This window comes from Kitasatospora sp. NPDC058032, from assembly GCF_042885845.1.
GTDB lineage: Bacteria > Actinomycetota > Actinomycetes > Streptomycetales > Streptomycetaceae > Kitasatospora.
This window is the reverse complement of the sequence record NZ_JBHVRK010000014.1, coordinates 129,080-142,414: the sequence shown is the minus strand read 5'-3', so window position 1 is coordinate 142,414 and position 13,335 is coordinate 129,080. Positions and strand designations below refer to the sequence as shown.

Annotated in this window: 9 protein-coding genes; 6 read left to right on the top strand and 3 right to left on the bottom strand. The window is 72.9% G+C overall.

From position 1 onward, the window contains the following. Window positions 1-31: 31 nt before the first annotated feature. Window positions 32-1,078, bottom strand: a complete 1,047-nt coding sequence (locus tag ACFVUH_RS22800; protein WP_387915111.1) for a substrate-binding domain-containing protein — start codon at window positions 1,076-1,078, stop codon at window positions 32-34. A 277-nt stretch (window positions 1,079-1,355) separates the two neighbouring features. On the opposite strand from ACFVUH_RS22800, the gene ACFVUH_RS22795 reads away from it, so the two are divergent. From ACFVUH_RS22795 to ACFVUH_RS22775, 5 genes are all read left to right on the top strand, one after another. After that, complete coding sequence (locus ACFVUH_RS22795; protein WP_355368862.1) at window positions 1,356-2,084, top strand: helix-turn-helix domain-containing protein; 729 nt, start codon at window positions 1,356-1,358, stop codon at window positions 2,082-2,084. 124 nt (window positions 2,085-2,208) lie between these two features. Next, window positions 2,209-2,781, top strand: coding sequence for a universal stress protein (locus ACFVUH_RS22790; protein WP_355368860.1), 573 nt, complete (start codon window positions 2,209-2,211; stop codon window positions 2,779-2,781). Then, complete coding sequence (locus ACFVUH_RS22785; protein WP_387915110.1) at window positions 2,778-3,185, top strand: hypothetical protein; 408 nt, start codon at window positions 2,778-2,780, stop codon at window positions 3,183-3,185. The genes ACFVUH_RS22790 and ACFVUH_RS22785 overlap by 4 nt, the downstream gene beginning before the upstream one ends. 40 nt (window positions 3,186-3,225) lie before the next feature. Further along, a complete protein-coding gene (locus ACFVUH_RS22780; RefSeq protein ID WP_387915109.1) occupies window positions 3,226-3,606 on the top strand; it encodes a hypothetical protein in 381 nt (126 codons plus the stop codon). A gap of 23 nt (window positions 3,607-3,629) precedes the next feature. Next, window positions 3,630-8,441: a caspase family protein gene (locus tag ACFVUH_RS22775; protein WP_387915108.1), complete on the top strand. Its 4,812-nt coding sequence runs from the start codon at window positions 3,630-3,632 to the stop codon at window positions 8,439-8,441. A gap of 181 nt (window positions 8,442-8,622) precedes the next feature. Here ACFVUH_RS22775 and ACFVUH_RS22770 read toward each other — a convergent pair whose 3' ends face one another. Together ACFVUH_RS22770 and ACFVUH_RS22765 are read right to left on the bottom strand one after the other, a co-directional pair. Further along, entirely contained in the window at window positions 8,623-10,281 is a 1,659-nt protein-coding gene (locus ACFVUH_RS22770) for an alpha/beta hydrolase (protein WP_387915107.1), read from the bottom strand. A gap of 290 nt (window positions 10,282-10,571) precedes the next feature. Continuing rightward, a complete protein-coding gene (locus ACFVUH_RS22765; RefSeq protein ID WP_355368848.1) occupies window positions 10,572-11,408 on the bottom strand; it encodes an IclR family transcriptional regulator in 837 nt (278 codons plus the stop codon). 341 nt (window positions 11,409-11,749) lie between these two features. On the opposite strand from ACFVUH_RS22765, the gene ACFVUH_RS22760 reads away from it, so the two are divergent. Further along, complete coding sequence (locus ACFVUH_RS22760) at window positions 11,750-13,060, top strand: extracellular solute-binding protein (RefSeq protein WP_355368846.1); 1,311 nt, start codon at window positions 11,750-11,752, stop codon at window positions 13,058-13,060. Window positions 13,061-13,335 lie beyond the last annotated feature (275 nt).

Genomic DNA, 13,335 nt, shown 5'->3' with positions numbered 1-13,335 from the left:
CGCGGCAGGCGTCCGGGGCCGGCAGGCCGGTTCAGGAGTGGAGCGTGCTGCCACAGGCGAAGGAGCTCAGCGGCAGGAACCCGTAGTCGCGGATGAGGAGCTGACCGCCGTTGCTCCGGCAGATCCACCCGTTGTGGCCGAAGATGCCGCGCAGCGCCTGGCCGTGGGCGTCCGCGGCCGTCCAGTCGGCCTGGCGCACCGCGTTGAAGAGCACGTAGGAGAACTCCGTCGCGGCGAAGGAGGCGTCGATGGTGTGGTTGGCCGCGTCCACCGAGCGCACGCCGTTGATCGCGCGGGGGACCAGTGCGCCGGGTTCGTCGCCCGGGCGGGTGTGGCCGCCGTAGGCCTGGCCGATGTAGTGGCCGACGGAGTAGGGGACGAGGGCGTTGGGGTTGTGCAGGATCGTGTCCGTGCCCTGGTTCTCCGATTGCACGTTCGTCACGCACGGTCCGGCCGCGTCGGGCAGGCCCCAGCGGCCCAGCAACTGCAGGAAGGTCCGCCGCAGGTCCGAGCCGGGCGCCGGCAGGACCGGCAGGATGGTCGCGTCCGGCAGCGCCGGGTCGATCTGCCGCCAGTTGGTGACGGAGCAGCCGTAGATGTCGTTCAGCTGGACGCGGCTGAGGTTGGCGGGGGCGTTGCCGCCGGCCGGCGCGGCCCAGCTCACCGCGTCGATCGCCATCCCGGCGAACAGGGTGGTGGTCGGGTCCTCGGTCTGCGGGCCGCGGTTGCTGCGGGCGAAGTCGACGGTCGCGGCGGAGAAGTTGTTCAGCGTCGTGATCCCGCTGTTGGTGCCGTACGGGCGGGTGATCGGGGTCGCCCCGGTCTTGGTCGTGATCGTGGAGGTGCCGGTGGAGTCCCAGCTGTAGAGGCGGGGCGAGGTGGTGTCCCCGGCGGCGGCGAGCGAGGCGTTGTACTCGGCGGAGAACCGGTTGAACAGCTGTTCCGTGACCGGCGCTCCCACACCGACGATGTCGGTGGCGGCGGGCTGCGGCGGGTCGGCGAGGGCGGGGGTGGTGGTGAGAGCGAGCGCGGAGGCGAGGGCGAGGGCCGAGGCGGCCCGGGCGGCGAGGCGGCGCATGAGGCGAACTCCCGGTCAGGGGACGGGCGGAGGGGTGCACCGGCATCCTCGGGCGCGTCCACCCGGCCGTGAAACCCCCAGCAACCTGGGATCCCCGGCGTCCTCGCAGGTCACCACAGCCTCGTCCGGACCCCGCCGCCACCTGTTCTTCCACCGGTGGCCCCCCGGCCACCGTCCCGCCGGGCACGCCCGCCCGGACCGGACCGGACCGGGCCGGGCCGGTGGAGCACCGACGAGCCCGTCCGGCGGCGAACGCCCAGGTTGCTAGGGTCGGGGCATGGCAGCGAGCAGGACGAACGGCACCGGCGGCGGCCCCACCGGGGCGAACCCCCCGGCGCGGTTGCGGCGCGACGCGCAGCGCAACCGCGACCTGCTGCTCGCCACCGCCCGCGACCTCTTCGCCGCGCACGGGCTGGACGTACCGCTCGACCAGATCGCCAAGGAGGCGGGCGTCGGCAACGCCACGCTCTACCGGCACTTCCCGACCCGCGAGGCACTGATCGGCGAGGTCTTCGCGGACGCCGCCCACCTGCTCGACGAGGCCGGGGCCGAGGCGCTCGCCACCGAGGACGCCTGGAGCGCCGTCGAACGCTACTTCGCGCGGATCTTCGAACTGGTCGCCGCCGACCGCGGCATCAACGACTTGGTCACCCAGGCCATCCCGGCCGTCCCCGGGATGATCGAGATCAGCCGCCGCAACGCCGTGACGGTCGGCGCGCTGGTCGCCCGCGCGCAGGAGCAGGGCACCATGCGCACCGACGTCGTCACCATGGACCTGCTGTTCATGCTCGGCCCGCTCTGCCGCGCCCTGCCCGCCGCCGCCGACCTGCGCCCCGACCTGTGGCGCCGCTACCTCGCCCTGCTGCTCGACGGCTTCCGCACCCGCGCCACCCACCCGCTGCCCGTCCCGCCGATCGGCGAGGAGCACCTGGACCGGATGTTCGCCGACCTCTGGGAGGCCGACGGGCCGGCCGGCGGGCCGGGCACCGGGCCGGGCACCGCCTGACCGGGGTCCACCGCGCGTCAGGAACCCGTACGGACCGGGCCCGTGCGCGTCAGAGCTCCGTCAACGAACCGCCCGCCCCCCTCCGCCACGGCTTGGCTGGACCCGACGACACCAGCCACCACCCGTGAGGACGGACAGCACCATGGCGGACGAGCCGACAGACCTCCCCGGCACACCCCGTTGCCCCGAGGACGACGGCCGAGGCCGCGTCGTCGTCGGCGTCAGCGGCTCGCTCGGCAGCCTCGCCGCCCTGCACCGCGCCGTCGCCGAGGCCCGCCGCCTCGACGCCGAGGTCCTCGCCGTGCACTGCTGGACCCCGGTCGGCGGCGAGTTCGGCTACCGCCGCTCACCCTGCCCGCCGCTGCTGACCGCCTGCCGCGACGCCGCCGCCACCCGGCTGCACGACGCCCTCGACCAGGCCTTCGCCGGCGCCGGGACGGGCGTCCGACTGCGGGCCGTCGCCGTCCGCGGCGAGACCGGGCAGGCCCTGGTCCGCTGCGCCGACCGGCCGGACGACCTGCTCGTGCTCGGCGCGGGCGGGCGGGGCGCCCTCGCCCGCGTCCTGCACCCGTCGATCACCGCCTACTGCACGAGGCACGCCACCTGCCCGGTCCTCGCCGTCCCCAAACCGCCGCTCCAGCGCGAACTGGAGGCCCTGCGGCGCCACCCCGCTACCCGCCTGACGGTGACGGCGTGACCGCCCGCCTCACCCCTCCGGCGGCGCTCGCCGTCGCCCTCACCGCCTCCGCCGCGCTGCTCCCCGTCCTCGCCGTCCTCGGCGAACTCCGCCCCACCTGGGTGGCCCTCACCGCCTACACCGCCCTCGCCGCCGCCGTCGGCCGCCACTCCCACCCGTCGGCTGCCCCGCTGATCGGCCTCGCCGGCTGGCTCTTCCACAACGGCTTCGTCGAACACCGCCACGGCACCCTCACCCTCACCGAACCCGCCGCCGAAGCCGCCCACCTCCTGCTCCTCACCACCGCCGCCCTCGCCCTCGCGCTGGGCGCCGCAGCCCGGCGCGGACCTCGCCGCGACCGCTCGGTTCCCCGGCGCCACGGGCGGGTGACGGTCGATCCGAAGCCCGGGCGGGTTCCCCTATGATGTGTCAACTCGACGACGCTCACATGAGGATGGGGACTCGGTGTTCGAGCAGCGCAAGGACGCGGACACGACCGTCGGTGCGGCGGGGGAGGGTGTTCACACCCTCGACTTCCTGATCTCGATCGACGACACCGGGCAGTCGTCCACGGTCGGCGAGAAGGGCCTGTTCGGCCGTCGGGACGGCACGGCGGGCGAGGCCTCGGTCCGCAGCATCCCGGTCGAGGTCCTCCGGGCCAACCTCCAGCGCACCGTCGACGGTCTCCAGGCCGTGCTCGGCGAGATCCGGGTCCCGGACGGCGGCATGCCGCTCAAGCAGGCCCAGATCGCGTTCGAGGTCACCGCGAGCGGGGGCGTCACCCTGGTCGGCACCTCGGCCCAGGTGGCGGCGAAGGGCGCCATCACGCTGACCTTCGGTTCCTGACCGGGCGGCCCGCTGCGCACACGATGAACGGATCCTTCCGGGCCCTGCTGATCGGCGTGCCCGAGTACCGCGACGCGGCGATCCCCGATCTGCCCTTCGTCACCGACGACATGGCCGAACTGGCGGGCGTACTGACCTCGGCCGGCTACGACGTGGCCGTCCACGAGCCCGGCGAGACGGACCGGGAGAGCATCGACGCGGCGATCGAGGGCTTCTTCCAGAGCGCGGCGGAGGGGGACACCCTCCTGCTGTGCCTGAGCGGACACGGAGTCCACCACGGCGACGTGGACTACCTCGTGCCCAAGGGAGCCCGCACGAGCGCCCACGACTTCCCCGGCAAGTGCCTGTCCCTCGACTTCGGCCCCTACGTCGAGCGGAGCCTCGCCGGCGACGTCGTGGTCTTCGTCGACGCCTGCCGGGAGGGCATCACGCTCAAGGAGATGTCCGTCACCAACGCCCACCGCTGGTCCGAAACGGACGTGAAGCGGATCGGCGAGCGGCACTACGGCTACGTCTACGCCTGCTCGAAGGGGGAGTCGGCGCAGTTCTTCTCGGACGAGGGCACGGCGTTCAGCTTCTTCTCGCGGGCCCTCAGCGCGGTGGTGGCGGACGAGGACGGCCCGCGCACCCTGGCCGAGCTGTCCGGCCCCCTCCAGCGCGAGCTGGACCGGCTGACCGTCGCGCACACGGCCGCGCCGCAGCGGATCCGGATCAGGACCGAGACCGGTCTCGACGACTTCGTGCTGTTCGAGCGCCCGGACCGCGGGAGCACCGGCCCGGACGGTGTGCACCCGTGGGTCAAGCTGGCCAGGGAGCACCCCGCCTGGACGCTGGCCGGCGGCGGCCAGGGAGCCGAGGCGATGAGCGGGACGGCCGCCGTGCTGGTCGCGGGACTGGCCCGGGAGGCGGATCGCGACGGGCGGGCCCTGAGCGAGGACCCCTGGTTCCGCACCGACCTGGCGGAGCGGATGACCGTCCGGCTGGGCTGGCTGCTGTCGAAGGTGCTCGGCCGGGACAAGCCGGCACTCTCACCGGCCGAGGCGCTGCTCCTGGTGGTCGTGCCCTTCCTGTACGTGGCCTGCGCGAACCGGGCGGCGGTCCGCGCCCTGCCGGTCGTGCCGGGCGACCTCGCGCCGGCCGGGAATCCCTCCGAACTGCGGTCGGCCTACGAGCAGTTCGCCGTCGGCCGGTCGCGACAGGTCCGCCGGGCGGCCCAGGCCGTCCGGGACGGTGACCGCGCCGCGGCGGCCGGCATCGGCTGGTGGGTGTTCCGCCAATGGCTGGCCCACAAGCCGGGCGGGCACTACGAGGAGATCCTGGCCGAACTGTGCGGGCCGGTCGACCGGCTGACCGAGGGGGTCGAGGCCGAGGTCGACCGCCGCCTGGTGCACGAGCTGTTCGGACTCGACACCCTCACGACCCTGTTGCGGGCGCTCCGGACCGCCTACGACCCGAACGCGGTCCGGCCGGTGCGTCAACTGGTCGGATCCACCACGGCGGAACAGCAGCTGCGCGAGCAACTGCTGATCGCGCTGCTGGCGGTGGCGCACCACCTCGCCATCGACCCCCTGCGACTGCCGGACGTGGTGGTGGACCACCTCGGCATCCGCCTCGACGCGGTCGACCTGGCCGAGCTGCACCTGACCGTCCAGGGGGCCGGCTGGGAGGAGCGCGGCCGGACCCGGGTGCTCTCCGCCGCCTGCCACCACCCGGCGGTGGGGCTGGCCCTGCGGGAACAGGCCGCCGCGCTGGACGCCCTGTTGCGGACGATCGACACCCAGGCGGCCGACGACCCTCAGCTCGCCCCGCTCCAGCTCCTGCCGACGCACGCGACCGCCGACCGCGTCCGCGCCGCCGTCGACGCACGCGGCATGCCGGTCTACGAGGCGACCGACCTGCGGTTCCGGCTCGCCGACGACCGGATCCAGGAGCTCCTCATGGGCGAGCAGCTCTACGGGGACCCGGCACTGGCGATCCGGGAGCTGTACCAGAACGCGCTCGACGCCTGCCGCTACCGGGACGCCCGGACCCAGTACCTGCGCAAGCAGCGCCCGAACCTCCGGAAGTGGTCGGGGCGGATCGGCTTCGTGCAGGGGGTGGACGAGGACGGGCGCGCGTACATCGAATGCCGCGACAACGGCATCGGCATGGGCACGCGTGAGCTGCGCGAGGTGTTCTCGCACGCCGGCGTGCGTTTCGCCGAGCTCCCCGAGTTCATCGACGAGCAGGCGGCGTGGCGCGCGGCGGGCATCGAGTTCCACCCCAACAGCCGCTTCGGCATCGGGGTGCTGAGCTACTTCATGATCGCCGACGACATCCGGGTGACCACCTGCCGGCTCGACCGCGAGGGCCATCCGGGGAACCGGCTGGAGGTGCACATCGCGGGCCCGGGTTCGCTGTTCCGGATCCATGACCTCGGGCGCGACTACGACGCCGGAACCACCGTGCGCCTCTACCTCCGCAATCCCGGCACCGCGCCGTCCTGCACCGACCTGCTGCGGCGGCTGCTCTGGCGCTCCCAGTACACCGTGACGGCGCAGGACGGCGAGACCGACCTGCACTGGAAGCCGGACGAGCTCTCCCCTGCGGCGCCGTTGGGCGCGCCGGATCCCTACCGGCGGGACGCGGAGCGCGAAGCGAAGGTCCGGGTCGATGCCACGGACCGGACCGACGTCTGGTGGGTGGGAAGCGGCGGCGGCGTGCTGGCGGACGGTCTCTGGGTCGGTCTGCCCCTCTACGGAGCCGTCGTCGATCTCAGCGGGAAGAAGACGCCCCGGCTCACCGTCGACCGGCGGCAGACGCTGTCCTGCGACACCGGGTGGGTGTCGGAGCTCCTGCGCCGGCAGATCCCGGCGCTGCTGCGGCCCGACGCCGAGGTGCTGGACCACGCGTGGCTGTCCGAACTGGTGCACCACCTGCCGCAGCTGGCCGATGCCGTGGCCGCGGCGGCGGCGGTCGGGAGCTTCGCCCTGCGGTCCTCGAACGGGCCTTCGGGGGACAGCGCCGTGGTCGGCTGCTTCCCCCCGGACACGGACCTCCTCCGGACGGACGAGTCGGGTCTGCCCGCCTTCCGAGCCCCTCGGGACATACCCGCCCACCTCGTCGAATGGCGGGCGCTGGCCTGGGTCGCGGCCGGAACGTTCGGTGACGTCGCGGTGACCGGCGACGGACTCGTCATCGTCTCCCGTCCGTCCGACTTCTACCTGCTCAAGCAGGCAGCCCGTGTGGATCGCACCGCCGGGAGTTCGGCGGACGACCCCGAGCGCCGGGACCGCTGGCTGGAGCGTGACGTCCCCGTCCCGGCCGGGCACGTGCTCGACGTGGCGGCTTGGCTGGGGTGTCCGACCTCGGCCGTGCTGGCGAGGCTCGCGGAGTTCGGCCTGCAGGGAGCCGCTGGGGTTGCTCTGCCGGAGGAGGCGGGCCCCGACGACCTGCTGATCCTCAGTGAGCGGCTCGACCGCGCCTGGCCGTGGTTGAAACACGCTCGGCCGGTGCCCGTGCAGCATGTGCTGCGGTGCGCCGAACGGTTGGGATGGGCTCCGGCGGCGGTGGTGGCGCGGCTGGCGGGGTTCGGCCTGGCACTGCCGGACGGTGTGGCGGTTCCGGAGACCGTCGAGAGCTCGGACCTGGTGCTGCTGAGCCGGGACCTCGACGGGGTGCCTCCGTGGCTGACCAACGGCACCGTGGTTGCCCCCGGCCATGTCCTCAAGGCTGCCGAGTACCTCGGACGGCCGCCGGCGGCGGTGGTGACGCGCCTGTCCGAGCTGGGATTCTCCTTGCCCGAGGGCGCGGTTCTCCCGGAGGCCGTGGAGCCCGAGGACCGGGTGATCCTCCGGACCGAGGAGGACGGCTGGCACACGCCCACGCCCGGCGGCCTGCTGCGGCTGGGGCAGGCGCTGATGGCGGCCGTCCGGTTGGGGTGGACGCCGAGTGCGGTAGTGGCCCGGTTGGCCGGATTCGGGTTGGCGCTGCCGGACGGTGCGACGGTTCCCGAGGCCGTCAGAGCCGACGACCTGGTGCTGGTGAGCCGGGACGCCGACGGGCTCGGGCCATGGCTGAGCTACTCGGAACCGGTGCCGGTCGCCCATGTTCTGGCGGCTGCCGCGCGGCTGGGTTGGTCGCCGCGGGTGGTCGCGGCACGTCTGACGGAGCTCGGGTTCACCCTGCCGGACGGCGCGGTCGTTCCGGATCCCGTCGAGCCCGAGGACCTGATCCTCCTCAGCCGCGGACTCAACTTCGACGGGCCTTGGCTGAACCCCGGGGAGCCGCTTCAGCTGAAACACGTCATGGATGCCGCTCTGCGACTGCGCAGGGAGCCTCGAAGTGTGGCGGCCCGCCTGGCAGGACTCGGGCATCGACTGCCCGCCGTGGTCAAGGTGCCGGCCTCGGCCGATCCGTTCAGCCTGTCCGTCCTCGCGGAGGAGATCGACCAACGGGCGGACCGGCCGGAATCCGGCGGGGTCGCGTCGCACGGGCAGGTGCTCTTCGCGGCCCACCGGGCGAAGTGTTCGCCGGCGGCGGTTCAGGCGCGGTTGGAGGACTTCGGTTTCAGCGTGGAGGTGGACGGGGCGCTTCCCGAGACGATCACGGCCGAGGACGTCGAGATGATTCGACGGGACCGGCGTCTGGAGGCCGATTGGCTGGACCCCCGGGTGCCGGTCGGGCTGCCGCACGTCCTGCAGGCCAGCGGCGGGAAGACGAGCCCGGCCGTCGTCGCCGCGCGGCTGGAGGCGCTCGGTTTCACCCTCGCCACCGGGGTCCGCTACACGAGGCCCGACGGTGCGCGGGAGGGCCGGCGTCCCGACGAGCCCGCGCGGTCGGGGCAGGTGCTCTGACCTGGTAGTGTTCTTCCTGTCGCGAGGGAGATGATTCCTCGTCAGGCGTCAGTGGTGCTACCAGAGCACGTCCCACTTTCAGTGGGGAGAGTCCGTGCGACCCGGGCCTGGCGCTCCGAGCCGGAGGGGCCCGGCACCTGTTCGTTCAGGTGCCGGGCCCCTCCGCTTTTCCTTCCCTCCGTCAGCGGAGCGCGCCGAGGACGGCCTCCGGGTCGGTGGGCGACAGCGGGGCGGCGTCGGGTGAGCCGGCGGCTCCGGTGGCGGCCTTGGCGGTCGGCGGCGGGGTCACGTAGACCGGGTCGGGTTCGGCGCCGGCGGCGCAGGTCTTGGCGATCCGGCCCTTGCCGCTCGGCAGGCTGCCGTCGCGGAGGTAGGCGGTGAAGGTGTCGTCCAGACAGGCGTTGCCGCGGAACAGGATCCCGTGGAAGCTGCCGCCGTCCTGGACGACGAGCTTGGCGTTGGGCAGTGCGTCGCGCATGGCGAGCCCGCCCTCGTACGGGGTGGCGCCGTCCTCGGTGGACTGGAAGAGCAGGGCGGGCGGCAGGCCCTTCCCGGTGATCTTCAGCCGGCCGGCCCGGTTGCCCTCGTGCGGCCAGAACATGCAGGCGGCGTTGTACCACATGTTGTTGTACGTGTAGAAGGGCGCGACGGCGTTGACCTCGGCCTGGTCCTTCTTCCAGTACTCCCAGTCGCGGGGCCAGGCGTTCTCGTTGCACTGGACGGCGTTGTACGCGGGGAAGGAGCCGTCGTTCCCGCTGGGCGCCGCGTAGCGGTTGTAGGCGATGGCGAGCGGCCGGGTGTCCTGCCGGGTCACGTACGCGGAGATCACCGTGGCCATCCGGGGCCAGCGCAGGAAGTTGTAGCCGCCGCCGTAGAAGGTGTCCTCGAACTCGGCCGGCCCGATCTTCCCGGGGGCCGGGGCGGCGTCCAGCGGGTCGGTCCGCAGGGCGGCCTCGACCTGGTCGTAGGCGCGCTTCACATCGGCCGGGTCGGTGCCGAGGTGGTAGACGGAGTCGGCCTTGGCGGTCCAGGCCGCGAAGGCGTCGAAGCGGCGCTGGTGCTCCTTGTCCTGGAGCTTGTTGTGCTCGTACCAGGAGATGGTGGGCCCGACGATGCTGTCGTAGACCATCCGGCGCACCCGCGAGGGGAACAGCTGCCCGTAGGTCGAGCCGAGCGTGGTGCCCCAGGAGGCGCCGTAGAAGTTGATCTTCGGCTCGCCGAGTGCCCGCCGGATGCTGTCCATGTCGCGCGCGCTGTCGACGGTGGTCATGTGCGGGAGCAGCCAGGACCACTCCGCGGCGCAGTCGGAGGCGTAGCCGGCGGCCTTCTTCAGCCAGGCCTTCGCGGTGCCCTGGCTCAGCTGGTAGTCGGGGCGCTCGGCCTCGAAGTAGTGGGCGTCGCAGAGGACATGGGGCTCGCTGCCGTTGGTGCCGCGCGGGTCGAAGCCGATCCAGTCGTAGGTCGAGGCGACGTCGGCCGGGATCTGCCCGGCGATGGAGACGGGCATCCAGAGTCCGGAGCCCCCGGGGCCGCCGGGGTTGAGCAGGATCGGCCCCTGGCGCTTCTCCTTCGGCGCGGTGGCCGGGAGGCGGTTCAGCTTGATCTTGATCTTGCGCCCGCGCGGGTCGGAGTAGTCCACCGGCACGTCGAGCATCGCGCACTGGAGCGCGGGTGTGGCCGGATCCTCGCAGGAGCTCCAGGCCAGCGTTCCCTGCCCGGTGTCGGCCAGCACGCTCTCGGCGTCGATCCCTCCGGTCCCGGGCTCGGCCCCGACGGCGACGGCGCCGCCGAGCACGGCGATGGCGGTGGCGGTGGACAGTAAGGTGATGATTTTTCTCATGGGAAGCATGATGTGATATGTGCAATGTCACAGCCATTCAACTGACGTGACGTTATGAAGCTGTGACGACAGCGGGGTTCGGCGGCGGTGACCGTTCGTGGTCCGGCGCACCCGCTCCGGCCTGGTAGTGTTCCTCCTGTCGCGAGGGAGATGATTCCTCGTCAGGCGTCAGTGGTGCTACCAGAGCACGTCCCACTTTCAGTGGGGAGAGTCCGTGCGACCCGGGCCTGGCGCTCCAAGGTCGGAAGGGTCCGGTACCTGTTCGTTCAGGTGCCGGACCCTTCCGCGTATTACGGGACCGGGCGGTCGGAGCCGAGTTCGCGGGAGATGCGCAGGCCGACCTGGGCGACGATCGGGCCGAGGGCGCGGACGCGGGCGGCGGTCATCCGGGAGGTGAGGCCGGAGACCGAGAGCGCGGCGGTCACCTCGCCGGTGTGGTCGAAGATCGGGGCGGCGACGCAGCGGACCTCGGGCTCGTTCTCGCGGTCGTCGATGGAGTAGCCGCGGGCGCGGATGCGGGCGAGGTCGGCACGCAGGTGGGTCTCGTCGGAGATGGTCCACGCGGTGACCGGGCGCAGGCCGGCGGCGACGACCTCGGTGACCGCCTCCTCGGGGAGCCAGGCGAGGATCGCCTTCCCCGTCGCGGTGCAATAGGCCGGGGCCCGGCTGCCGACCCGGGAGGCCATCCGGACGTTGGTCTCGTCCTCGACCTTGTCCAGGTAGACGATGCCCGGCGCCTGCCAGACGGTGAGGTGGACGGTCTCGCCGGCCTCGCGCTGGAGGCGGCGCAGGTGCTCGGCGGCGACGCTGCGCAGGTCGAGGGTGGTGAGGTAGGCCTGGCCGAGCCGCAGCGAGCCGTGGCCGAGCCGGAACCAGCCGGTCTCCCGGTCGCGGTCGAGCAGGTGCTCGTCCAGCAGCGGGCCGGTCAGCCGCAGCACGGTCGACTTGTTGAGGTCGAGCGCCTCGGCGAGCTGGGCGAGCGGGACGCCGCGCCCGTCGCCGTGGTCGCGGACGTAGCCGAGGACGGACAGCGCCCGGCGCAGCGAGGAGGACTGGTTGCGCTCGCCCGCCGCCTTCTTCGGTTTCGCGGTGGTGGAGGTGGCCGAGCTGGCCTCCTGCTCCGTCATCGGTCCGGTTCCCCTCTCGTTCCGCCGCCGGACGGCAGCGGTTGTCGAACCGTACCCCGTTCGGGGGTGGCCGCCGCTTTTTCGATACAGCGTTGTGCAGTGCAAAACTTCGCGAACCGGGTCTTGTTGGGCGCGAGCGCCCGCGCCTAACGTCCCTGGCATCGAGCAGGCGACGCAGCCCACCCGAGCGGTCGCTCTGCCGTACCCGCGTAGCACCACCCCCACATCCACGCGTTCACGTACGCACCCATCACCGGCCCCGGTCAGGGCCTGCTTCGACGTGCCCGTCCCCAGCGGCGCACGTCTCGGCGGCAGCTGTCGGGAGGGGAGGCTCCACACCCATGCGCATCGTCAGACGGACCACCGCGGCCGCCGTTCTCGCCGCCACCTGCCTCGCTGCCGCCGCCTGCTCGCCCGGCACCGCCGTGCCGGCCGGCGACAAGGCCGCCGACGACAAGACCGGCACGCTGCAGGTCTGGCTGTACAACGAGGCCGGCAACGCCGCGAAGGAGGCGGTGATCAGCAAGGCGGTCACCGAGTTCCAGGCCTCCCACCAGGGCGTCACCGTCAACGTCAGCTACATCGACACCGACGCCTCGGCCCGTGCGGCCAAGATGAAGGGCGCGTTCAACGACCCGAACAGCGCCCCGGACCTGGTCGAGTTCGGCAACACCGACCTGCCCGGCTACGTCGCGGCCGGCGGTCTCGCCGAGATCGGCGCCGACCTCGACAAGTGGAAGGACAAGGGCGACCTCGACCCGGCGATCGCCGCGACCGCCGTGCTCGACGGCAAGACCTACGGCCTGCCGTGGTGGGTCGGCGTGCGCGCGCTGTACTACCGCACCGACATGTTCACCGAGGCGGGCCTGGCCGCGCCGACCTCCTACGCCGACCTGGTCGCCGCCACCGAGAAGATCCACTCCGCGCACCCGGACACCTTCGGCATCGCCGTCGGCGGCAAGTACACCTTCGGCGCGCTGCCCTTCGTCTGGGACGCGGGCGGCGACATCGCCGTCAAGGAGGGCGACAAGTACAAGGCGGCGATCAGCTCGCCCGCCTCGCAGGCCGGCCTCAAGCGCTACACGGACCTGTTCAACGAGAACGGCTGCCCGGTCCAGCAGTGCGCCGACCTCACCGGCGGCAAGACCGTCGACCTCTTCGCGGCCGGCAAGGCGGCGATGGCGATCCTGCCGAACTCCAGCCGCAGCAAGGTGGACGCGGGCGCGGCCAAGGACAAGTACGCGGTCGTCCCGCTGCCCGGCGAGAAGGCCGGCTCGATCGCCCCGGCGTTCGCCGGCGGCAACAACCTCGGCGTGATGAAGGCGGCCAAGCACCGCACCCTGGCCGTGGAGTTCGCCGAGCTCCTGGCGAGCCCGGCGTACCAGGAGCAGATGTACGACGCCATGGGCAACCTGCCGACGCTGAAGTCGGTCAACACCAAGGTCGCCGCCAAGGACGCGTTCCTGAAGCCCTTCACCGACACCATCGCGGCCGGCACCAAGTTCGTGCCGCTGGACCAGGCCTGGGCGCAGATCGACGCGCAGGCCGTGATCCCGACGATGCTCCAGCAGGTCGTCACGGGCAAGGCGGACGTCGCGAAGGCCTCGGGCGACGCCGCCACCCAGATCACCTCGGCCTTCGCCGCCCACTGAGCGAAGGCCCAGCAGGTCCAGGTCGACAGCCCAGGCCGGCTGAACCCGGGTCCGGCGGTGGCTCCCCGCCGCCGGACCCGGGCCCGCCGGGCATCCAGAGAGCAGGTCCCGTACGTGTCCGCATCCACCACGACCGCCCCGGCGGCGCCGCCTTCCCCGAGCGGGTGGCGCCGGGGCAGGGCGGGGGGGGGCCCCCCCCCCCGCGGCCCCCCCCCCCCCCCCCCGGGGCAGGGGGCCGCCGCCGGCCGCAATATACCCCCGGGGGGGGACCCCCA